Consider the following 19,743-nt stretch of genomic DNA (forward strand, 5'->3'; position numbering starts at 1 on the left):
GCCGCCTCTTAAGTGTTGGAGCTATCCGGGCCGTCGAGCAGGTCGCCGAGGACGCGGAGGGCGGCGGCCATGTCCGGGGGCGCGCGCCCGAGGCTGACCCGAACCGCGTCCTCGTCGTCGAAGAAGCGCCCGGGGACGAGCAGGAGGCCGTTCTCCCACGCGTCCTCCTGGAGTTCGTCGACGTCGTGGCCTTCGACGCCGAGGAAGGCGAAGGTGCTGCCGGGCGCGACGAAGCCATCGAGGTCGTCGCGCTCCGCGACGAAGTCGGCGAGCAACTCGGTGTTCTCCTCGAGCATCGAACGCTGCTCGGCGACGATGTCCTCGAGGTGGTGGAACGCGCGCATCCCGTAGGCCCGCGCGACGTCGGAGACGGCGGGGACGTGGTGGGAGACTTCGCGGGCGCGCTCGACGAACTCGGGGTCGGCGATGAGCCACCCAACCCGTAGGTCGCCGAGGCCGAGGAACTTGGTGAGCGACCCGGTGACGACGGCGCCCTCGATTCCGGCGGCGGTGGGGCCGCCGATGCCGCCCTCGGTCGTCTGCTCCTCGGTGACGAACGGCGCGTATACCTCATCGACGAGGAGGCGGGCGTCGTACTCCCCTGTGAGGTCGGCGACGTCCGCGAGCGTCTCGCGCTCGGCGAGCCGGCCCGTGGGGTTGTGCCGGTTCGTCACGGTGACGAGCTCGGTGTCCTCGGTGAGTGCCTTCTCGACGCGCGCGGGGTCGAGTCGGAATTCGTCCTCGCGGAGGAAGCGGTCGACGGCGGCGCCGAACGCCTTCGGGGTGCGCCGGTGTGGCTCGTAGCCGGGTTTCTCGACGAGCGCGCGCCGCCGGTCGTCTTCCTCGCGCTCGCTCTCGGGGTCGGCGTCGAGCGCGGTGGCGGTGGCGAGGAAGTTGGCGTGGCTGGCGCCGGCGGTGACGAGGACGCACTCGGGGTCGACGCCGTATTCGCCCGCGATCTGCATCTCGAGCGTCGCGCCGACCGGCGGGTCGTCGCGGCCCTCGAGGGCGGGCGGCGTGGTCGACGGGCGGTCTTCGGTGACGCCGCGGAGGTCGGTAGACCCGAGGTCGTACATCGCGACGTCGGGCCGTCCCTGCATCCACTCGAGATACTCGATATGGGGGAACACGTCGCGGGGTTCACGCCGGGCGAGTAAAGCCGTTGTCGCTCCGGCCTACTCTTCCCGGAACGCATAGGGGGCGTTCGTGGCGTCGAGGACGAGCAGGGAGTGATAGCGGAGGTAGGCGGTGGCGGGACCGCGCACGCAGACGAGGAAGACGACGCTGCCGACGGCGGCGACGAGGAGCGCGGCGACGCCGGCGAGGAAGCCGGCCTGTCCGCCGACGACGGTGAGGCCGTACGCGGCGGCGAACGGCAGGACGAAGGCTCCGACGACGACGCTGGCGGCGACGGCGTACGCGATGCCCAGACAGACACGCACGAGGACGTAGACGGCGACCTGCTCGGCGTCGGCGACGAGCGCGGGCTGGAGCGCCCGCCATCCCTCGAGGACGCCGTAGCCCTCGCGGTGCATGAGCGGGACGACGAACGAGGAGGTGAGCGCGGAGACGAGGAGGACGGCGAGGACGAGGCCGCCGACGACGGGGACGAAGACGAGCGCGACGAGGAGGCCGGTAATCGAGCCGGCGCTCGCGGCGCCGATGACGCCCGTGAGGAGCGCGACGAGCGGGACGACGACGACGGCGCCGAGGACGAGACGGAACCCGAAGAGCCGGAGGCCGGGGCCGAGCGCGCGGCCGACGGCGGGGAGAATCGGGGTGCCGCGCTCCTCGACGAACGTGACGAGGGCGAACTCGCAGGCGGAGGCGAGCACGCCGAGCAGGACGACGAGGACGGCGGCGGTGGCGAGGAAGGCGAGCGTTCGCGGCGTATCGAATGCGGGGTGGAGCGAGGGCGCGCTCGCGACGTTCAGCGGGACGCTCCCGAGGCCGACGCCGGGCGGCCGGACGGACGCCCCACCCGCGAAGAGCGCGAGGAGCGCGAGGCGCGCCCAGACGGCGGGCGTGACGGGTCGGAGGAGGTCGCTCGTCTCCGCGTACGCCCGGCGGAGGACGGCGACCGCGTACCACGACGACATACCTCTACAGTCCCGTCGGGGGCGGTAAAAGTGCGACGGCAAGCGACCGGCCTACAGGTTCTCGGCGTCGACGCTGACGCGCAGGTCGAGCGCGAGTGGCCCGCCTGCGTCGGCGGGGCGTGCGAGCAGCGGGTTGACGTCGAGTTCGGCGATGGCGGGGAAGTCCGCGACGAGCGCCCCGAGGCGTTCGAGACACTCGCGGAGCGCGGCCTCGTCGACGCTCGCCCGGCCGCGCGCCCCGCGCAGCAGCGGCGCGGCGTCGAGTTCGTCGACCATCTCGCCGGCCTCCTGCTCGCTCACGGGTGCGACGCGGAAGGTCGTGTCCTCGAACACCTCGACGAACACACCACCTAAGCCGAACATGAGGAGCGGGCCGAACTGCGGGTCGCGCGTCGCCCCGAGGATGGTCTCGACGCCCGCCTCGGTGTCGACGCGCTCCTGCACGTGGACGCCGAGGACGGTCGCGTCCGGGTCGTGCGAGCGCGCGCGGTCGAGGAGCGTCTCGTAGGTGGCCGCGACCTCGTCTTGGGGGACGCCGACTTCGACGCCGCCGATGTCTGACTTGTGGGTGATGTCCGGACTGACGATTTTCATGACGACGTCGTCGCCGAGGTCGGCGGCTATCGAGGCGGCGTCGTCGGGCGAGTCGGCGACGCCGCCCGCGGGCGTCGGAATGCCGTAGGCGTCCAGCAGCTCCATCGCCTCGACGCCGAGCTGGCCGGAGTCGTAGTCGGCGGCGCGCTCGAGGACGGCGCGGGCGCGTTCACGGTCGACGTCGAACTCGCGGGGTGCCTCGTAGTCGCGCTCGCGGACGGCGGCGTACTCGGCGAGGGCGTCGAGGCTATCCACCGCCCGCGCGGGGTCGAAGTAGTTCGGGATGCCGGCGGCCTCGAGCGTCTCCTCGGGCGCATCGACGCGCTCGCCGCCCATCAGGCAGGCGACGACGGGTTTGCCGTGCTCGCGCTGGCAGTCGACGATGGACTCGGCGAGGGCCTCGTAGTCGAGGACGGTCGTCGGGGCGGCGACGACGACGGCGGCACCCACGCCGCCGTCCGCGAGCACGGCGTCGAGCGCGCCCTCGAAGCGCGCGACGTCGGTGTCGCCGATGACGTCCACGGGGTTGTGGACGTTCGCGTTCGCGGGGAGCGAGTCGGAGAGCCTCTCTTGGGTGTCCTCGCCGAGCGTCACCATCGAGAGCCGGGAGTCGCCGACGGCGTCCGTCGCCATCACGCCGGGGCCGCCCGCGTTCGTCACGACGGCGACACCCTCGTGCTCCGGGACGGGGAGGCCGTCGAGTGCGCGCGCGAAGTCGAAGAGCTCCTGCACGCTCTCGGCGCGAACCACGCCCGCCTGCGCGAAACCGGCCTCGTAGGCAGCCTCGCTCCCCGCGAGCGCGCCCGTGTGGCTGGACGCGGCCCGTGCGCCCGCGCCCGTCCGTCCGGACTTCACGGCGACGACGGGCGTGTGTTCGGTCACCTCGCGGGTCGTCTCGATGAACGCGCGGCCGTCGACGACCGACTCCAGGTAGGCGAGGACGACGTTCGTCCCCTCGACGGCGGCGAGGCGTTCCACGAAGTCCGTCTCGTCGGTCGCGGCCTTGTTCCCGAGGCTGACGACGTCCGAGAAGCCGAAACCCTCGTCGGCCGCCCAGTCGAGGACGGCGGTGACGAACGCGCCCGACTGGCTCATGAACCCGACGGAGCCGGGGCGCGCCATCGTCGGCCCGAACGTCGCGTTCAGCCCGGAGCGCGTGCTCATCACGCCGAGGCAGTTCGGCCCGACGAGCGTCAGGCCGTACTGCTCGGCGAGGTCGGCGAGTTCGCGCTCGCGCTCGGCGCCCTCGGCGCCCGCCTCGCTGAACCCGGCGGTAACGACGACGACGTTCGGGACGCCCGCCTCGCCCGCGTCGGCGACGACGTCCGCGACGCGCTCCGGGGGGACGACGACCACGGCGAGGTCGACGCGGCCGGGGACGTCCGTGAGGCGGTCGTAGCACGTCCTCCCGAGGACGCTGTCGTGTTTCGGGTTCACGGCGACGACGTCGCCGTCGAACGACGCGAGGTTCGTCAGGATGGAGCGCCCGACCGACCCTTCGCGCCCTGTCGCGCCGACGACCGCGACGCGCTCCGGGGCGAACAGGCCGTCAGGAGCGGCGTCCCGTCGCGTGCCCGACCTCGCGTCCGTGTCCGCGTCTGCGTCTTCCGTCACACTCGCCATCTCTCCCGGCGCGCGCTTAAGCGTCGGGGCGGGGTCCCGACCCGTGAGAGCCGGCGGTCAGCCCTAAGTCCCGGAGTCGTCTAGGGTCACGTAATGGTCGCCTTCGAGGCGCTGGCCTTCGTCTTCCTCGCGGGGCTGGTCACGGACCTCGCGACCGGGCTCGGCGCGCTCCCGTTCTTCTACGTCGACGAGGTTTCGGACCGCTGGACGGTGGCGCTCTGGGGCGTCGCCTCTGGCATCATGCTCGCGGCGTCGTTCTTCGGCCTCGCGCGCGAGGGCCTCGCCTACTCGAGCGGGTTCCCGACGCTCCTCGTCGCCGGCGTCATCGTCGGCGTCGTCCTCGTCGAGGCGTCCGACCGCCTGCTCGACAGGCTCCAGCTCGCCGACGGCGAGGGCGCGCTCAGCCCCGACGTCGACCCGGCGGCTATCGCGTCGGGTGACTGGCGGACGCTCGTGCTCGTCCTCGGCGTGCTCACCGTCCACTCCTTCCCGGAGGGCGTCGCCGTCGGCGTCTCCTTCGCCGAACTCGGCCTCGCGTCGGGCGTGCCGATTTTCGGCCTGACGGTGCCACCGCTCGCCGTCCTGATGACCGTCGCCATCAGCGTCCACAACATCCCGGAGGGGCTCGCGGTGAGCATCCCGCTGAAGGCGATGGACGTCGGCGAGTGGCGGATGGTCGGCGCCGCCGTCTTCTCCAGTCTCCCGCAGCCGATCGGTGCCGTCGTCGCGTTCGCCTTCGTCCGTCTCGCGCGCGCCTTCCTCCCGTTCGGATTCGGGTTCGCCGCCGGCGCGATGGTCTACCTCGTGCTCACCGAGTTCGTCCCGGATGCCCTTGAAGCCGGACGGGACCTCCCCCATCGCGGGATTCTCCCGTTCCTCGCCGGCGTGCTCGCCGGCGTGGCGGTGATGGTCCCGCTGCTGTTCATCCACGTCGGTCCGTAAGGGCGACGGCGGATGTCGCCGCGACGCCGGTCGGGCGAGCACTACACGTGTGGGGTCACGAGCACCGTCCTCGGCGCCGTCGCCGTGATGGCGTGCACGTGGCTGGTGCTCGAACTCGTCCGGGAGTGGCGACTCGGCGGGTTCGCCGTCGGGTCGAAAACGGATCGGGTCGCTCAGTCGCCCTTCACGTAGCGCTCGTAGGCCGACCGGAACTCGCCTTCCGCCTCGGTGAGTTGGTCCCACTCGTCGAGCCCGCGCTCCTCGCGCGTGCCCTCAACGGTGTTGTCGAGGACGAACGCGACGAGGCCGCCGACGGCCATCCCGGTGCCGCCGACGACGTAAATCGTGTCGGAGACGACCTTCAGGCCGAGGAGCCAGCCGACGACCGGCGTGCTTGCCATCCCCTGCTGGAAGGCGCTCGCGCTCCCGACGTTCCCCATGTAGGCGGGGAGCGCGAGGCCGAGGAAGAGCGCGATGCCGATGATGAAGACGTTCCGCGAACTGTCGAGGTCGACGTGCTTCAGGTTCGAGAGGCCGACCGCGGCAATCTGGCCGAACATCGCGATGTAGAGGCCACCGACGATGGGGTCGGGAATCGTCGTGATGAGTGCGCCGAAGTAGCCGACGAAGCCGACGACGAGCATGAGGAGCGCGCCGATCTGGATGACGTAGCGGCTCGCGACGCCCGTCAGGCCGATGGCGCCGATGTTCTCGGAGTAGGACGTCGAGCCGTTCCCGGTGCCCATGACTCCCGCGAAGACGGACGCGAGCCCCTCCATGCCGATGCCGTGGTCGATGCGGCGTGCGGAGGGCGCGCGCTCGCCGGCGAGGCGCGCGACGGCGTGGTAGTCGCCGAAGGACTCGATCATCGAGGCGAGGACGCCCGCGAACATCCCGATGATGAAGGACGTCTGGAAGGTCGGCATCCCCCACTGGAGGGGCATCGGCACCTGAATCAGGCTGGCGTTCGCGACAACGGAGAAGTCGACGAACGCGGGTGACCCCGAGGCGATGACGCCGGTGAGGGAGAGCACGGCGGCGATGGCCCACGCGGCGACGATGCCGAGCAGGACGGGGTAGAGCCGGAAGACGCGGTGCGTGTCGTCGAGGTACTGGCTGAACGCGACGATGAGGAGGACGGTGAGGCCGACGAGCCACCACGCCTGCGTCGACGTGACGACCTGTGGGGCGCTGAAGAGCGAGAGCCCGATGAGCGCGATGGTGGGCGCGATGACGACGGGCGAGAGGTACTGTTTGAGCCACCCCATGACGCCGAGATACCCCATGACGAACTCGACGACTCCGCCGACGATGACCGCGCCCTGCAGGGCGAGGATGGCCTGCTGCCAGTTTCCGGTGCCGACGAAGCCGATGATGGCGATGGCGGGGGCGAGCATCGAGAACGTCGCGCCCTGCACGATGGGGTAGCGGTTCCCGAACGTCGTCTGCAGCAGGGTGCCGACGCCGGAGACGACGAAGAACGTCCCGACGTAGAGGGGGATGTACTGGTCGGGCATCCCCATCGCCGCCGCGAGCGCGAGTGGGACGGCGATGTTCGCGCCGACCATCGTGAGGTAGTGCTGGAGGCCCAGCAGCGCGGACTCACCCGTCGGCGGGCGCTCGTCGATGCCGTACTCGACGTCGCTCGACTGTTCGACCGACTCGGTCCCGGGCTGGCCCGCCAACCCTTCCGGCGGCGCCTCCGGGTTCTCGTCTCCTGTCATGCGTGCCTCTGTTCACGCAGTGAGTGCCCGCGACGCGGCATAAGGGTATTCGTGTCGGCCGTCCTCGTCGCGTGGGACCACACCGCTCTTGTCGGTAGACTGGCTACTCTCGCGGCGATGGCCGACCCTACTGTCGCCGCCTGCCAGCACGCCGTCGTGGACGCCGACCCGGACGCGAACGTCGCGACGGTCCGCGAACGCCTCGCCGACCTGCCCGTGCGCGTCGACGTGGCGGTCTTCCCCGAGTACGGCCTCACGGGCTTCGACGCGGACGACCCTGACGAGTGCGCTATCGCACGCGACGGCGCCGAACTCGCGGCGGTCGAGGCCGCCGCGGCCAGCCACGACGTCGCCGTCCTCGTCGGGTTCCTCGAACGCGCCGGCGACGCCTACTACAACACGCTCGCGTACGTCGCGCCGGACGGCGAGCGCACCCACTATCGCAAGCGCAACCTCTGGGGCGACGAGGCGGCCGTCGTCACGCCGGGTGAGGAGCGCGTCGTCGTCGAGACGCCCGCCGGCCCGACTGGTCTCCTCACCTGCTACGACCTGAACTTCGTCGGGGAGAGCGCGGCGTTCACCGAGCGGGCCGTCGACGCGCTCTTCGTGCCGGGCGCGTGGCCGGCGGCGCATGCGGCGAACTGGGACCTCCTCCTGCGGGCGCGGGCGCTCGACGGCGTGCGCTGGGTCGTCGGCTGTGGGCGGACGGGTGAGAACGCGCACGGCCGCTACGCGGGTCGCTCGGCGGTCGTCCGACCCGACGGCACCGTCGGCGCGCGCCTCGGGCGGGGCGAGCGGGACCTCGTCGCGACGCTCGATGGCGACGTGCTGGCCGAGCAACGCGACCTCGTGGGCGTCCCCTGAGCGGTGAGCCACCACGCTGTAGTGGATTGCGGGCACACTCGCGAGTATGTCCGACGACGTTGACGTCGAAGTCGAGGTAGAGGTCGAAATCGACCGGGACGAACTCGAAGTCGAACTCGGCTCCTCGCGGGAGGCCGAGGCGGAACTGGAGGTCGCCGGCGCGGAGGTCGAGGTCGAAATCGAGGTCGAGCGCCACGGCGAACCCGAGGTGGAGCACGAAGGCGAGGACGAGGAGCACGAAGCGTCCGAACCGGAGGAGACCGAGTCCGAGGGCGACGACATCGAGGTCGGGGAGATGGAGGAAGCCGAGAGCGAGGAAGAGTCTGCAGCGTCCGAGGACTGACGCCTTAGAGCGCGAGCCAGCCGGTCGAGAAGCCGAGGTCGGGGACGTGCCAGCGCTGTTTCGCCCGCCCGTCGTAGTCGACCTCGACGACGGCATCGAAGGCGTCGCCGAGTTCGTCGATGGGTGCGGCGTGGACGTCCGCGGAGAGGTGTGCGTGACACATCCCGTCGTGTGCGAGGACGACGTCGCGGACGTCGTGGAGGAACTCGTGGACGGCCTCGGTGCCGTCGTGTGCGAGCAAATCGTCGAGGGTGTCGACGCAGACGCGGAGTTCACCCGGGTCGAGTCCGCCGGCGCGGGCGTCGAGTCGCCCGATCTCGTCCTCGACGCCGTCGGCGAGCGCGTCGAGGCCCCCCCGGATGTCCGCGCTGGGGACGCGTGCGGCGAACGAGTCCGTGTCCGGGCCGCTCGGACCGCCCGACCCCATCGAACTGTCGGCGGTGACGCTTCGGGCCTCGGTGTGATAGCGGAGGACGCCGGTGTCCGCCGGGTCGCCGTGCTTGCCGAGGCTCGTTCCGGGGTGGTCGCTCGCGTCGCTCTCGGTGAGGACGAACAGCCGTTCGCGCTCGGTGAGCAGTTCGTCGCCGAGCATCCGCCGGCAGGCGGCGGCCGCCGCGTCGTGGTCGGGCGGCGTGACGAGCAACAGCATACAGCCGTCGCGTTTGAGAGCCCCGAGCCTGTCGGTGAACGCCGACACGCCCTCGGTCGTGTCACCCTCCATCTCTGCTCCCATAGATATAAATTTACACACGAACGCAGAGGATAAATAGGTTGTCCCCGCGGACGCGACGCCCGAAAAATAACGCGCGGTCGAGTCTCGGCAATCGGCCCCGCCTCCACTACCCCTTTTTTCGGCGCGCAGATAGATGGGGACGATGGCAGACCTCTTCGACTCTCTCACGCTCCGCGAGACGGAGCTCCCCAACCGCCTGATGGTCTCCCCGATGTGTCAGTACTCCGTGGACGACCGCGACGGCGTCGCGACGCCGTGGCACCACGTCCACCTCGGCTCCCGCGCCGTCGGCGGTGCCGGCCTCGTCATGGTCGAGGCCACCGCCGTCGAAGCGCGCGGCCGCATCACCCCCGAGGACCTCGGCCTCTGGAACGACGAGCAGGCCGACGCCCTCGAACGGACCACCGAGTTCATCAAGAGTCAGGGCTCCGTCCCCGGCATCCAGCTCGCCCACGCCGGCCGCAAAGCCTCCAAGTCCCGCCCGTGGGAGGGCAGCGAACCCCTCCAGCCCGACGAGGGCGGCTACGAGGTCGTCGCGCCCAGCGACAAGCCGTGGCCCTACGAGAAGGAAGCCCCGCCGACGAAGAAGATGGACGAGGACGACATCGCGGGCGTCATCGAGTCCTTCCGCGACGCCGCCGAACGCGCGCTCAACGCCGGCTTCGAGGTCGCCGAAGTCCACGGCGCACACGGCTACCTCCTCCACGAGTTCCTCTCCCCCGTCACCAACGACCGCGACGACGAGTACGGCGGGAGCTTCGAGAACCGCGCGCGCCTGATTCGTGAAGTCACCGAAGCCGTCCGGGACGTCTGGCCGGACGACAAGCCCGTGTTCGTCCGCCTCTCCGGCACCGACTGGTTCGACGACCGCGACTCGTGGACCGTCGAACAGTCCGCCCGCCTCGCCGACGTCCTCCACGAGGCCGGCGCCGACCTCATCGACGTCTCCTCCGGCGGTATCGCCCCCGACTCCTATCCCGACCAGGTCGGCCCGAACTACCAGCTCGCGCTCGCCGAGCACGTCCGCGAGAACGCCGAGAGCGACGTCCGCGTCGGGACCGTCGGCGGCGTCACCACGCCCGAGCAGGGCGAAGCCATCGTCGCGAACGAGCGCGCAGACCTCGTCATCGTCGGCCGCGAATTCCTCCGCGACCCCTACTTCGGCCTTCACGCCGCCGACGAACTCGGCGCGCTTGAGGACGAGATGGTGCCCAACCAGTACCTCCGGGGCTTCAACGAGCGCCTCTGACGCGCCGGTAACCCTTTCCTCGCGGGCGTCCCTCTCCCCCGTATGCCCGTGCCCGAGTGCCGTCCTGTCCCCGACTCCCGACTCGCAGAGTGCCAGGCGTACGCCGCCTCCGGATTCGCGCCCGAGAACGTCCCTCTCGCTTCCTCTCTCGGGGTAGGAGTCTGAGATGGCCGACCACGAACACGACGACGCGGACGCGGAGTTGGCCGAGCGCGTCGCCGCACTCGAACGCGCCGTCGAGCGTCTCGAAGAACGCGAGCGCGAGCGAGGACACGGCCGCGATATTCCCCGCGGGCCGCTCGGCCTGCCGCGCCCGCCGACCCCGCGCGAAGCCATCGAATTCGCCACCGAGGACGCGATTCCGGCCGCCGTCGCGGTGCTCGACGCGCAGCTGCGCGCGCTCGAAGCCCTCCGCTCCGCGCTCCGCCTCCTCGAACCCGGGCTTCGCGCGGCCGAGTCGGGAGACAGACGGGAGCGGGACGCGGACGCACGCCGGGAGACGCTCGCCCGCCTCGACGCCGCCATCGACGACCTACGTGCGGCCGCGAGCGGCGACGCCCTCCCGTCGGACCGGACGGCGCGCGACCTGCTCACCGAGGCGCGCGAACTCACCGCCGACCTCGAAGCCGAAGTCGAGGCGGCGCGCGAGGCGCGTGAAGCCCGCGAGACCGAGCGGCGCGAGGCCGCCGAGCGCGAACGTCGGGCGGACCGCGAGGAGCGCGCCCGCCGTGTCGAGGACGAACTCGACGTGCTCCGTGAGGAGTACGACGATGGGGAGGACGACACGAGCGGCGATGCCGACGAGGAAGGTGACGACGGCGACGGCGAGCGCCCGTCGGGGTGAGGACCGCGCCTTTTGGGCGCTCGTCGGGTATACTCGCGTATGACCGAGCGCGACACCGACGGGGCGAACGACGACGACCGGCCGGACGGCACCGTCGAGCGCTTCGTCGTGGACGTCCAGCGGCGCGTCGAGGCGTACAACGACCGACTCGACGACGACCCGTCGCCCGCGACCTACGTCCCACCGCTCGACCCGCTCTTCGATTGGTTGGAGCGGCGGACGAACGCCCTCCGCACGCGCGTCGTCGAGGACGGGGGTGAGGACGCGTGAGCGTTCTCGAAGCGCTGCGCGACCGCTACGATGACCTCCGCGAGTGGTGGTCGCTCGACATCGATACCGACGACGATGACGACGGCGACGACGGTGGCCTGCTCGCCTTCGACGGCGGCGACTCCGATTCGGACGACGATGATGACGACGACCCGGACGATGACGACGAGGACTCGGACGGCAACGGGGACGGCGACTCCGATAGCGACGACGACAGCGATTCGGACGGCGACGACGATAGTGACTCGGGCGACGATGACGAGGACGGCGACGTCGACGCGGACGAGGACGACGAACCCGACAGCGATGACGATGACGAGGACGACGGCGATGGCGATGGCGACTCCGATGCAGATCGCGACGACGACGAGGACGAAGACAGCGATTCGGGCGACGACGACGCGGACGGCGACGTGGATGCGGACGAGGACGACGAACCCGACAGCGACGACGATGACGAGGACGATGACTCGGACAGCGACGAAGACAGTGACTCCGACGAGTCGTCTGGAAGCGACCGTGAAACCGCCGCTGACGGCGGCTTCTCCAAGGACGAGTTCGAAACCGTCCCCGAGGACGAGGAGGACGAGGAGACGTCGCACTCACTCACGCCGGACGACGCCGACCTGACGTCGCCCGCGGAGACGGCGGACGACGCGGCGGGCGACGCGTCGAGCGAGGACGCCTCGAGTAGTGCAACCGTGAGCGACGACACGCCCGCGGAGGACGCGTCCGGCGACGCGGGCGACGACGGGGGGAGCGCGGGATTCCTCTCCGGCGCCCTCAGCGGTGTGACTGGCGGGAATGACGACACAGCACAATCGAACGCCGCCGAGACCGACGAACCCGCCGATACGTCCGCCGACGCGGCGAAAGGCAGCGATGCCGGTCGGTCGAACGGCGACATGGGGACGACGAACACCGAGAGCGCCGGCGAATCGGGCGATGGCACCGACGCGTCGACCGGCGGTACTGACGCGGCGAGCGGCGAGCCGGCCGGTAAGTCCGGCAATTCGGACACCGGAACCGCCGGCTTCGTCAAGGACCAGTTCACGCGGACCGCCACGCCCGACGACGCCGACACATCGCTGCGTCCCGAGACGGACGACGACGGGAACGACAACGACGAAGCGGACCCGGACGACGACGATTCCGACGCGCCGGACGAACCTGACGAGCCCGACGAATCGGGTGACGGCAGCGACGAGGACGAATCGGACGATGACGACCCGGACGAACCCGACGAGCCGGACCCCGACGAGTGAGCGCGCGTTACGCGTCCTCGGCGGGTGCGAACCGGTAGCCGTCCCACTCCTGACTCTCCGCCTCGCGGATGCCTGCCTCGGGGTCGCGCAGTTCCTCGCAGTAGACGGGCGTCACCGCGGTCCCGCTCTCGACGGGCTCGGTGAGTTGGCCGAGCGCGCGCACCGTCTCGCCCTCGACGTCGAACTCGATGATGCCGAGGTGGTTCGGCTCGCGGACGCCGGGCGGCGTCGCGGTGCTCGTCGTCCACGTGACGACCTCGCCAACCTCGTCCGTGAGGTCGACCGTGTCGGTCTGTTCTTCGCCGCACTCCGGGCAGACCGTGTGTGCGGGATACGTGACGTGACCGTTCGGACAGCGGTAGGCGTCGAAGCTCATGACGTGGCCTCCAGAATCGTGGTCGTGACGCAGTTCCCGAACCCGCCGACGTTGCAGGCGAGGCCGACGTCCGCGTCGACCTGCCGTTCGCCCGCGCTGTCGGTGAGTTGCTGGTGAATTTCATAGACCTGTGCGACGCCGCTCGCGCCGAGCGGATGGCCCTTCGACTTGAGGCCGCCCGAGGTGTTCACGGGCAACTCGCCGTCTCGTGCCGTGATCCCCTCGCCGGCGGCCTTCCAGCCCTCGCCCTTCTCGAAGAAGCCGAGGTCCTCGCTCTGGAGGACTTCGAGGATGGTGAACATGTCGTGGAGTTCCGCGACCTCGACGTCGTCGGGGCCGAGACCGGCCATCTCGTAGGCGTCCTCGGAGGAGTCGACGACGCCGCCCATCACGGTGGGGTCCTCGCGCTCGTGGACGACGTGGGTGTCCGTCGCGCCGCCGATGCCCGAAATCACGGTGTAGTCGTCCGTGTACTCTGCCGCGACCGACTCGGGGCAGAAGAGCAGCGCGGCGCTCCCGTCCGTAATCGGGCAGAAGTCGTAGAGGCGCAGGGGGTCGGCGACGATGGGCGACTCCAGCACCGTCTCCTCATCGACCTCCTTCCGGAACTGGGCGTGTGGGTTGTCCACGCCGTTCTTGTGGTTCTTCACGGCGATTTTCGCGAGCGACTCACGGGGCGCGTCGTACTTTTCCAAATAATGGCGCGCAGTCATCCCCGCGAAACTCGGGAGCGTGACGCCGTGCTTGTACTCGACGGGGTGGGTGAGCGAGGCGATGACGTCCGTCGCTTCGGCGGTCGTGCGGTGTGTCATCTTCTCGCCGCCGACGAGCATCGTCAACTCGCTCGCGCCCGACGCGACGGACTGCCAGGCGGCGTAGACGCCGGCACCGCCGGAGGCGCTCGTCTGGTCGACGCGCTGCGTGTAGGCACCGAGCGCGCCGAGGTCGTGGGCGAGGGCGTTCGGAACGCCGGTCTGGCCCTCGAACTCGCCGCTCGCCATGTTCGAGACGTAGAGGTGATCCAACTCGCTCGCGTCGACGTCCGCGTCGGCGAGACAGGCCTCGCCGGCCTCCGCGAGCAACTCGCGGACCCAGGCGTCGCGCTGTCCGAACTGGGTCATCGACGCGCCGATGACGGCTACCCGATCCATATTCGCCCTCTCTCGGAGGCGACCCTTGAGCGTTCGGTTCCGCCGTCGCTCGCTCCGCTCGCCCTGGTGACACCGACGTCACCCGCTAACCTCGCCGTCCGCGAGGGTTTATCCGGTTCGCACACGAATCAGGTAACACGACGATACTCCATGACCGACGACTCAGACATCCCCGTCACCGCAGAACTCCCCGACAGCGCGATGCACATGACTGGCGTCGACCACATCACCCTCATCGGGTCGAACGAGGAGGACACCGTCGCGTTCTACCGCGACATCCTCGGGATGCCCCTCGTGTTGCGCCAGCCGAACCTCGACGCCCCCGAAGTCACTCACCTCTTCTTCGACACGGGTGACGGGCGCATCCTCACGTTCTTCGTCGAGGAGTCGCGCGAGTCGAACCCCCAGCCCCAGCGCGTCGGCATCGGCGGCGTCCACCACCTCGCGTTCAGTTTCGACCCCGAGGACTTCGAGGAGGTCCGCGAGGGCTTAGAGGAGAACGGCCACCGCTACAGCGTCTTCGACCGCGGGGTCTTCCACTCGCTCTACACGCGCGACCACAACGGCCTCACCATCGAACTCGCCGCCGATAAGTTCGACATCCCCGACGACCGGCGCGGCGAAGTGCTCGCGCGCACCCACGCGAACCGCGTCGCCGACGGCGCCGAGTACGCCCAGGAGGAGCACATGGTCGACGCCCTCGAAGAACTCGGCCTGCCCGTCGAGCGCGCCGACCTGCCCGACGCCGCGTCCGGGTCCAGCGGGCTCTGAACGGCGCGAAACCCACTCCTCCGCAGGCCGTCACGGCGTCCCGTTCGACACCACTGTGAGTTGGTCCGCCGCGTCTTCGACGGGCGACGTCGTCGTCGAGACGCTCGGCGACGCGGACTCCCGTCTTGACGTCGCCCGCTTCGACGGTTACCCCGTCTGAGTGACCTTCTCGGCGGCCGCCTTCTCCCGGTCGTAGCGCTCGCGGGCCCACGCGTGGACGTCCGCATCGTCCGTCCAGACGACCGCGCTCAACGCCTGCGTCTCGTCGATGGCGCCGAGGCACACCTCCTCGTCCGTGAGGACGAGCGCGTAGTCGAGTTCCTCGGGGCGGACGTAGAGGTCGAAGGTCGGGAGGGCGAGCGAGCGCGCGACGTTGTCCGGGCGGACGTCGCGTTCGGCGTCGAGCACGGAGTCGGGACAGACGAGTTCGACGCTCGCGCCGTCCTCGATGCGGGCGCCGAACGCGTCGATGTAGAGCTGCGTCATCGTCGGCGAGACACAGTCGTACTGGTCGGCACCGCACTCACGGACGTGGTCCGCGAACGCCTGGGCGGCCCGGTGTGGCTGTTCGCGCGTCGCGGTCACGATGTCGGTGTCCGCGAGGCCGGCGGGCGGGAGCGGCGGGTCGAAGGGCGGCAGGTCGGCGAAGAGCGCCTCCTGCTCGTCGAGGACGCCGAACTCCTCGAGGAGGCCGAGCGCGCGCTCGACGACTCGTTCACCGACCGGGGTTAGCTGGTAGTCGCCGTCGACGCGCTCCACCCACCCTTCGTCGGCGCACGTCCGGAGACAGCGCTGTGCAGTGGCGCGCGAGACGCCGACACGGTCGGCGACGCCTCGGGGGCGGCCCGGCTCGGTGCGGAGGGAGCGGAGGACGGAGAGCCGGTTCCGCGACCCGAAGACGAAGTTCGCGGCCTCGTACGCGTCCATATCGTCGTGTAGCGCGGCAGGGACTAATTAAGGTCCCGGAGAGCGCGGACCGCCGCCGCGCACCGCGGGTGTGCACGGTATGAACAACCGTTCACGACGTAACGCTAACTACCCGCACTCCGAAGGAGACGATGGGGTAGAACGGGACGGACACTCTCGGACGTCGCCACTGCCCCCATTTCGGCGGCGTCCTCTCGCGGTGGTCTCCGTATCGGCCCTCCACCCCGTCAGTCGCGTCGCGCGTCCCGCCTCCGGCCTCCCCCACCGACGCGCGACGCGAAACTATTTGTCGAGCGAGTCAAATAGTCCGACAACTGATGGGTAGTCTGTTCCCGTTTCAGTCTGACGTCGACGCCGACACCGACGGGTCGCGTCTCCTCGGCATCGACGAGGAGGCCGCGGACGAGGTGTTCGACGCCCTCTCCTCGCGGACGGCACGCGCCATCCTCGCCGCGGTCTACGAGGAACCGCGTCCGGCCTCGGACCTCGCGGACGCCGCCGACACGTCCCTCCAGAACACCCGGTACCACCTCGACAGCCTCCGCGACGCCGGCCTCGTCACCGTCGCCGACACGTGGTACTCCGAGCGCGGCACCGAGATGAAGGTGTACGCCCCCGCGAACGACTCCGTGGTCGTGATGGCGGGCGACGAGGAGACGACGCGGAGCGCCTTCGACGCCCTGAAGCGCTTCCTCGGGAGCGTCGGCGCCATCGGCTTCGGCGCCCTCGTCGTGCAGGCCGTCGCCGCCCCCGGGACGGTCATCCCGACGATGGGGTCGGCCGGCGACGCGGACGGCACGAGCGGTGCCGGCACGACCACGACGACCACCGAGGGGTTCAGTTCGATGGACGTCGGCGAGACGACGACGCAGGTGAGTACGACGACGGCGACGCAGACGAGCACGACGATGACGTCGGGCGGCCACGCCGTCGGCCCGGTCGATCTCGTGCTCGGCCTCCTCTCCCAGCCCGGCGTCGCGTTCTTCGTCGGGGGCGTCTGCGTCCTCGGCGCGCTGGTCGCGTGGAGCCGCTGGCGCTAGGCGTCGAGGTCGCTCGCCGTCTCGTCGAGGTCCACGTCGGGGTGGAAGAGCTCCTCGACGGGACACTCGAAGAACGCCGCGAGCGCGAAGACCAACTCGACCGACGGGTCGTAGCGGTCGCGCTCGACGGCGTTGATGGTCTGTCTGGTGACGCCGACGTGCTCGGCGAGTGCGCCCTGACTGAGGCCGTGGCGCTCGCGGTAGTCGCGTAGCGAGTTCTCCATCGTCAGCCCCGCACGGCGACGGCGTAGTTGAGCGCGCCGTACGTCAGGTAGAGCGCGGCGGTGGCGAACGCGAGGGCGACGCTCCACGCCGGCCAGTCGAAATAACCGAGCCCCCACGCGACGGTGAGCGCGGGGAAGACGACGGCGGCCGTGTAGCCGAAGAGTCGGAGGGTGAGGTCGGCGGCGGTGCGGGCGTGCGCGCGGTCGCGTTCGTCGTAGAGGACGGCGTCGCTCCGGTACTGGACGGCGACGGCGCCGACCATGCCGAGCGCGTAGACGCCGACGCCGACGAGCGGCCGCCGGAGGACGGTCAGCACGCCGAGCGCGAGGCCGGCGACGACGGTGAGGCCGGTGACGAGGCGGCGCGCGGTTCGTGGGGTGAGAGTGGCGGACATTGTAAACACCTCTTTACAGTAAAGACGTCTTTACATAGTCAAATAAGTTTTCCGTCGAAAAACCGATATATGTGGCGACGCGACTTCCGGTGTGCCCGTCCTCGACCCCGCCGACCGTCCCACCGTTCTCCTCGGCCTGCTCACCTGCGCGCTCGGCGTCACGGCGGCCTTCGCCCTCCTCCGGGACGCGACGGCGCTGGCCACCGTCGCCGCGACCGGCATGGCGCTCGTCGCCGCGACGATGGCCGCCCGTAGCGTTCGCCGCGCGTCGTAACGCTCGCGTCACCACTCCCGCTGTGCGCCGCCGACGACGCAAACCGTTTCAACGCCAGTCGCCTACTCGCGTGTAGTGAGTGACGAAGCCGACAGCCCAGAGCTCTCCGTCGACGCGTTCTACGACGCGCTCGAATCGGTCGGGCGCCCCGTCGTGACGGCGGGCCGCCTCGCGAGCGTCCTCGGGTGGACGCAGGCCGACGCCAGCGACGCCCTCGACGCCCTCGCCGCCGACGAGGGCGCCGTCGAGCGGGTCGACGTCTCCAACGACCCGGTGGTCTGGTTCCCCACCGACTGGGCGCAGACGACCGAACGCGAACGCGTCGTCGTCTTCCCGGAGCACCGCGAAGTCGTCGCCGACCAACCCACGCAGTTCACGCGCGCGCAACTCGCGCAGTTCGCGACGCTCACCGACACCACCGGCGAGAACGCCTACCGCTACAAGGTACGCGCGGAGGACGTCTGGGGCGCCCCCCACGACGACCTGGAGGGATTGCGCCGCACCGTCCGACAGGCGCTCGGCGAGCACTACCCCTCGCTCGAGGAGTTCGTCGCCGACCAATGGCGGCGCGCGCGCCAGTTCCGCCTCTACACGCACGAGGAGGGCTACGTCGTCCTCGAGGCGAACACCCCGGAGATGATGGGGAACGTCGCCGAGCAGAAGCTCTCCGAGGGCACGATTCGCGCGCCAATCAGCGACACCGAGGCGTGGGTCGCCGCCGAAGCCGTCGCCACCGTCAAGCGCGAACTCTACGAGGCCGGCTACCCCGTGCAGGACGACCGGACGCTCGACGAGGGCGCCGAACTCGACGTCGAGTTGCAGCTCTCGCTGCGCGACTACCAGCGCGGCTGGGTGAAGCGCTTCGTCGAGTCCGGCTCCGGCGTGCTCGTCGGCCCGCCCGGGAGCGGCAAGACCGTCGCGTCGCTCGGCATCATGGAGTCCGTCGGGCGCGAGACCCTCATCCTCGTCCCGGGGCGCGAACTCGTCGGCCAGTGGCGCGACAGCATCCTCGAGTACACGACCCTCACGCACGCCGACGTCGGTGAGTACCACGGCGGCGTGAAGGAGGTCGGTCCCGTCACCATCGCCACCTACTCGACGGCGGGGATGGAGCGCCACCGGCGACTCTTCGACGAGAAACGCTGGGGGCTCGTCGTCTACGACGAAGCACACCACATCCCGAGCGACGTCTTCCGCCGCACCACGGACCTGCAGGCCGCCCATCGGCTCGGTCTCTCCGCGACACCCGTGCGCGGCGACGACCGCGAGACGGACATCTACACGCTCATCGGCCCGCCCATCGGCACCGACTGGGAGGCGCTCTTCGAGGCAGGGTTCGTCCAGGAACCCGAGGTCGAGATTCGCTTCGTCCCGTGGCAGGACGACGAGCACCGCTACGAGTACGCGAGCGCGGACGGCCACGAGCGCCGGATGCTCGCCGCCTCGAACCCCGCGAAGGTCGAGGAAGTCCGGCACATCCTCGAGACGCACCCGCAGGCGAAGACGCTCGTCTTCGTGGACTACATCGACCAGGGCGAACGCCTCGGCGAGGCGCTTGGCCTCCCGTTCGTCAGCGGCGAGACGCCCCACTCCCGCCGCGAGCGTATCTTCCACGAGTTCCGTTCGGGCGCGCGCGACACCCTCCTCGTCTCGCGCGTCGCCGACGAAGGAATCGACCTCCCGGACGCCGAATTGGCGGTTATCGCCTCCGGCCTCGGCGGGTCGCGCCGGCAGGGCGCACAGCGCGCCGGTCGGACGATGCGGCCCGCTGGCCGCGCGCTCGTCTACGTGCTCGCCACCCGCGGTACCGAGGAGGAGGACTTCGCGCGCAACCAGACGCGCCACCTCGCGGAGAAGGGCGCGCGCATTCGCGAGGCCGACGCCGAGGCATTTACCGACCCGAACACGAGCGAGCAGCCACGAGAAAGCGAGCAGTAGTAACACGCGAGCAACGCGACGACTGACACCCATCCCGACCCGCGTCGCCCGGACGCGAGGACGTGACCGTGTCAGCGCGCACCACTCTCGACAGTAC

Annotated in this window: 22 protein-coding genes; 12 read left to right on the forward strand and 10 right to left on the reverse strand. The window is 70.4% G+C overall.

Annotated features, from left to right (window positions below; all coding sequences use genetic code 11):
• Positions 1-8: 8 nt before the first annotated feature.
• From ACQUS8_RS01420 to ACQUS8_RS01430, 3 genes are read right to left on the reverse strand one after another with little or no spacing between them, the layout of a single operon-like run.
• The gene (locus ACQUS8_RS01420; RefSeq protein WP_435095836.1) at positions 9-1,130 is read right to left on the reverse strand and encodes a pyridoxal phosphate-dependent aminotransferase; all 1,122 of its coding nucleotides are present in this window, start codon (positions 1,128-1,130) and stop codon (positions 9-11) included.
• Between the two features lie 45 nt (positions 1,131-1,175).
• Complete coding sequence (locus ACQUS8_RS01425) at positions 1,176-2,099, reverse strand: DUF7544 domain-containing protein (protein ID WP_435095839.1); 924 nt, start codon at positions 2,097-2,099, stop codon at positions 1,176-1,178.
• 51 nt (positions 2,100-2,150) lie between these two features.
• Complete coding sequence (locus ACQUS8_RS01430; protein ID WP_435099240.1) at positions 2,151-4,238, reverse strand: acetate--CoA ligase family protein; 2,088 nt, start codon at positions 4,236-4,238, stop codon at positions 2,151-2,153.
• A gap of 171 nt (positions 4,239-4,409) precedes the next feature.
• Between ACQUS8_RS01430 and ACQUS8_RS01435 the strand changes: the two genes are divergently transcribed.
• Both ACQUS8_RS01435 and ACQUS8_RS01440 read left to right on the forward strand, forming a co-directional pair.
• Positions 4,410-5,258, forward strand: a complete 849-nt coding sequence (locus ACQUS8_RS01435; protein WP_435095842.1) for a ZIP family metal transporter — start codon at positions 4,410-4,412, stop codon at positions 5,256-5,258.
• A 12-nt stretch (positions 5,259-5,270) separates the two neighbouring features.
• Positions 5,271-5,450, forward strand: a complete 180-nt coding sequence (locus ACQUS8_RS01440) for a hypothetical protein (protein WP_435095845.1) — start codon at positions 5,271-5,273, stop codon at positions 5,448-5,450.
• On the opposite strand, the gene ACQUS8_RS01445 is transcribed toward ACQUS8_RS01440, so the two are convergent.
• Positions 5,432-6,982 carry a uracil-xanthine permease family protein gene (locus ACQUS8_RS01445; protein WP_435095848.1) on the reverse strand — a complete coding sequence of 517 codons (1,551 nt, stop codon included), beginning with the start codon at positions 6,980-6,982 and terminating at the stop codon, positions 5,432-5,434. The two genes, ACQUS8_RS01440 and ACQUS8_RS01445, sit on opposite strands and share 19 nt — an antisense overlap.
• A gap of 117 nt (positions 6,983-7,099) precedes the next feature.
• Here ACQUS8_RS01445 and ACQUS8_RS01450 point away from each other — a divergent pair, with 117 nt between their 5' ends.
• Positions 7,100-7,846 carry a carbon-nitrogen hydrolase family protein gene (locus ACQUS8_RS01450; RefSeq protein WP_435095851.1) on the forward strand — a complete coding sequence of 249 codons (747 nt, stop codon included), beginning with the start codon at positions 7,100-7,102 and terminating at the stop codon, positions 7,844-7,846.
• A 46-nt stretch (positions 7,847-7,892) separates the two neighbouring features.
• Positions 7,893-8,189: a hypothetical protein gene (locus ACQUS8_RS01455; protein ID WP_435095854.1), complete on the forward strand. Its 297-nt coding sequence runs from the start codon at positions 7,893-7,895 to the stop codon at positions 8,187-8,189.
• 4 nt (positions 8,190-8,193) lie between these two features.
• On the opposite strand, the gene ACQUS8_RS01460 is transcribed toward ACQUS8_RS01455, so the two are convergent.
• Complete coding sequence (locus ACQUS8_RS01460; RefSeq protein WP_435095857.1) at positions 8,194-8,922, reverse strand: DUF7504 family protein; 729 nt, start codon at positions 8,920-8,922, stop codon at positions 8,194-8,196.
• A 142-nt stretch (positions 8,923-9,064) separates the two neighbouring features.
• Between ACQUS8_RS01460 and ACQUS8_RS01465 the strand changes: the two genes are divergently transcribed.
• The 4 genes from ACQUS8_RS01465 to ACQUS8_RS01480 all read left to right on the forward strand — a co-directional run bounded on the left by ACQUS8_RS01465 (position 9,065) and on the right by ACQUS8_RS01480 (position 12,550).
• Complete coding sequence (locus ACQUS8_RS01465; RefSeq protein ID WP_435095860.1) at positions 9,065-10,171, forward strand: NADH:flavin oxidoreductase/NADH oxidase; 1,107 nt, start codon at positions 9,065-9,067, stop codon at positions 10,169-10,171.
• Between the two features lie 166 nt (positions 10,172-10,337).
• Positions 10,338-11,015: a DUF7547 family protein gene (locus ACQUS8_RS01470; RefSeq protein ID WP_435095863.1), complete on the forward strand. Its 678-nt coding sequence runs from the start codon at positions 10,338-10,340 to the stop codon at positions 11,013-11,015.
• A gap of 39 nt (positions 11,016-11,054) precedes the next feature.
• The gene (locus ACQUS8_RS01475) at positions 11,055-11,285 is read left to right on the forward strand and encodes a hypothetical protein (RefSeq protein ID WP_435095865.1); all 231 of its coding nucleotides are present in this window, start codon (positions 11,055-11,057) and stop codon (positions 11,283-11,285) included.
• Positions 11,282-12,550, forward strand: a complete 1,269-nt coding sequence (locus tag ACQUS8_RS01480) for a hypothetical protein (RefSeq protein WP_435095867.1) — start codon at positions 11,282-11,284, stop codon at positions 12,548-12,550. Before ACQUS8_RS01475 ends, ACQUS8_RS01480 begins: the two co-directional genes overlap by 4 nt.
• 7 nt (positions 12,551-12,557) lie before the next feature.
• Here the strand turns inward: ACQUS8_RS01480 and ACQUS8_RS01485 are convergent, their stop codons facing one another.
• Positions 12,558-12,926, reverse strand: a complete 369-nt coding sequence (locus ACQUS8_RS01485; RefSeq protein ID WP_435095869.1) for a Zn-ribbon domain-containing OB-fold protein — start codon at positions 12,924-12,926, stop codon at positions 12,558-12,560.
• Positions 12,923-14,077: a thiolase C-terminal domain-containing protein gene (locus ACQUS8_RS01490; protein ID WP_435095871.1), complete on the reverse strand. Its 1,155-nt coding sequence runs from the start codon at positions 14,075-14,077 to the stop codon at positions 12,923-12,925. Before ACQUS8_RS01490 ends, ACQUS8_RS01485 begins: the two co-directional genes overlap by 4 nt.
• 150 nt (positions 14,078-14,227) lie before the next feature.
• Here ACQUS8_RS01490 and ACQUS8_RS01495 point away from each other — a divergent pair, with 150 nt between their 5' ends.
• The gene (locus ACQUS8_RS01495; RefSeq protein ID WP_435095873.1) at positions 14,228-14,848 is read left to right on the forward strand and encodes a VOC family protein; all 621 of its coding nucleotides are present in this window, start codon (positions 14,228-14,230) and stop codon (positions 14,846-14,848) included.
• 147 nt (positions 14,849-14,995) lie between these two features.
• Here the strand turns inward: ACQUS8_RS01495 and ACQUS8_RS01500 are convergent, their stop codons facing one another.
• On the reverse strand, positions 14,996-15,775 hold the full coding sequence (locus ACQUS8_RS01500) for a helix-turn-helix transcriptional regulator (RefSeq protein WP_435095875.1): 780 nt from the start codon (positions 15,773-15,775) through the stop codon (positions 14,996-14,998).
• 317 nt (positions 15,776-16,092) lie between these two features.
• On the opposite strand from ACQUS8_RS01500, the gene ACQUS8_RS01505 reads away from it, so the two are divergent.
• Positions 16,093-16,815, forward strand: a complete 723-nt coding sequence (locus tag ACQUS8_RS01505) for an ArsR/SmtB family transcription factor (RefSeq protein ID WP_435095877.1) — start codon at positions 16,093-16,095, stop codon at positions 16,813-16,815.
• Here the strand turns inward: ACQUS8_RS01505 and ACQUS8_RS01510 are convergent.
• Positions 16,812-17,039 carry a helix-turn-helix transcriptional regulator gene (locus tag ACQUS8_RS01510; protein ID WP_435095879.1) on the reverse strand — a complete coding sequence of 76 codons (228 nt, stop codon included), beginning with the start codon at positions 17,037-17,039 and terminating at the stop codon, positions 16,812-16,814. The two genes, ACQUS8_RS01505 and ACQUS8_RS01510, sit on opposite strands and share 4 nt — an antisense overlap.
• Positions 17,040-17,041: 2 nt before the next feature.
• On the reverse strand, positions 17,042-17,434 hold the full coding sequence (locus tag ACQUS8_RS01515) for a DUF2178 domain-containing protein (protein WP_435095881.1): 393 nt from the start codon (positions 17,432-17,434) through the stop codon (positions 17,042-17,044).
• A gap of 91 nt (positions 17,435-17,525) precedes the next feature.
• On the opposite strand from ACQUS8_RS01515, the gene ACQUS8_RS01520 reads away from it, so the two are divergent.
• Both ACQUS8_RS01520 and ACQUS8_RS01525 read left to right on the forward strand, forming a co-directional pair.
• Positions 17,526-17,708 carry a hypothetical protein gene (locus tag ACQUS8_RS01520; protein ID WP_435095883.1) on the forward strand — a complete coding sequence of 61 codons (183 nt, stop codon included), beginning with the start codon at positions 17,526-17,528 and terminating at the stop codon, positions 17,706-17,708.
• Positions 17,709-17,783: 75 nt separating this feature from the next.
• A complete protein-coding gene (locus ACQUS8_RS01525; protein WP_435095886.1) occupies positions 17,784-19,646 on the forward strand; it encodes a DEAD/DEAH box helicase in 1,863 nt (620 codons plus the stop codon).
• The last annotated feature ends 97 nt before the right edge of the window (positions 19,647-19,743 follow it).

The organism is Halarchaeum sp. P4, from assembly GCF_051195175.1.
In the GTDB taxonomy this organism is placed as follows: domain Archaea; phylum Halobacteriota; class Halobacteria; order Halobacteriales; family Halobacteriaceae; genus Halarchaeum.

Coding starts and splice junctions, on each gene's coding strand:
- ACQUS8_RS01425 (WP_435095839.1), bottom strand. CDS start 2,099: ATGTCGTCGTGGTACGCGGTCGCCGTCCTCCGCCGGGCGTACGCGGAG.
- ACQUS8_RS01435 (WP_435095842.1), top strand. CDS start 4,410: ATGGTCGCCTTCGAGGCGCTGGCCTTCGTCTTCCTCGCGGGGCTGGTC.
- ACQUS8_RS01440 (WP_435095845.1), top strand. CDS start 5,271: ATGTCGCCGCGACGCCGGTCGGGCGAGCACTACACGTGTGGGGTCACG.
- ACQUS8_RS01445 (WP_435095848.1), bottom strand. CDS start 6,982: ATGACAGGAGACGAGAACCCGGAGGCGCCGCCGGAAGGGTTGGCGGGC.
- ACQUS8_RS01450 (WP_435095851.1), top strand. CDS start 7,100: ATGGCCGACCCTACTGTCGCCGCCTGCCAGCACGCCGTCGTGGACGCC.
- ACQUS8_RS01455 (WP_435095854.1), top strand. CDS start 7,893: ATGTCCGACGACGTTGACGTCGAAGTCGAGGTAGAGGTCGAAATCGAC.
- ACQUS8_RS01460 (WP_435095857.1), bottom strand. CDS start 8,922: ATGGGAGCAGAGATGGAGGGTGACACGACCGAGGGCGTGTCGGCGTTC.
- ACQUS8_RS01465 (WP_435095860.1), top strand. CDS start 9,065: ATGGCAGACCTCTTCGACTCTCTCACGCTCCGCGAGACGGAGCTCCCC.
- ACQUS8_RS01470 (WP_435095863.1), top strand. CDS start 10,338: ATGGCCGACCACGAACACGACGACGCGGACGCGGAGTTGGCCGAGCGC.
- ACQUS8_RS01475 (WP_435095865.1), top strand. CDS start 11,055: ATGACCGAGCGCGACACCGACGGGGCGAACGACGACGACCGGCCGGAC.
- ACQUS8_RS01485 (WP_435095869.1), bottom strand. CDS start 12,926: ATGAGCTTCGACGCCTACCGCTGTCCGAACGGTCACGTCACGTATCCC.
- ACQUS8_RS01490 (WP_435095871.1), bottom strand. CDS start 14,077: ATGGATCGGGTAGCCGTCATCGGCGCGTCGATGACCCAGTTCGGACAG.
- ACQUS8_RS01495 (WP_435095873.1), top strand. CDS start 14,228: ATGACCGACGACTCAGACATCCCCGTCACCGCAGAACTCCCCGACAGC.
- ACQUS8_RS01500 (WP_435095875.1), bottom strand. CDS start 15,775: ATGGACGCGTACGAGGCCGCGAACTTCGTCTTCGGGTCGCGGAACCGG.
- ACQUS8_RS01505 (WP_435095877.1), top strand. CDS start 16,093: ATGGGTAGTCTGTTCCCGTTTCAGTCTGACGTCGACGCCGACACCGAC.
- ACQUS8_RS01510 (WP_435095879.1), bottom strand. CDS start 17,039: ATGGAGAACTCGCTACGCGACTACCGCGAGCGCCACGGCCTCAGTCAG.
- ACQUS8_RS01515 (WP_435095881.1), bottom strand. CDS start 17,434: ATGTCCGCCACTCTCACCCCACGAACCGCGCGCCGCCTCGTCACCGGC.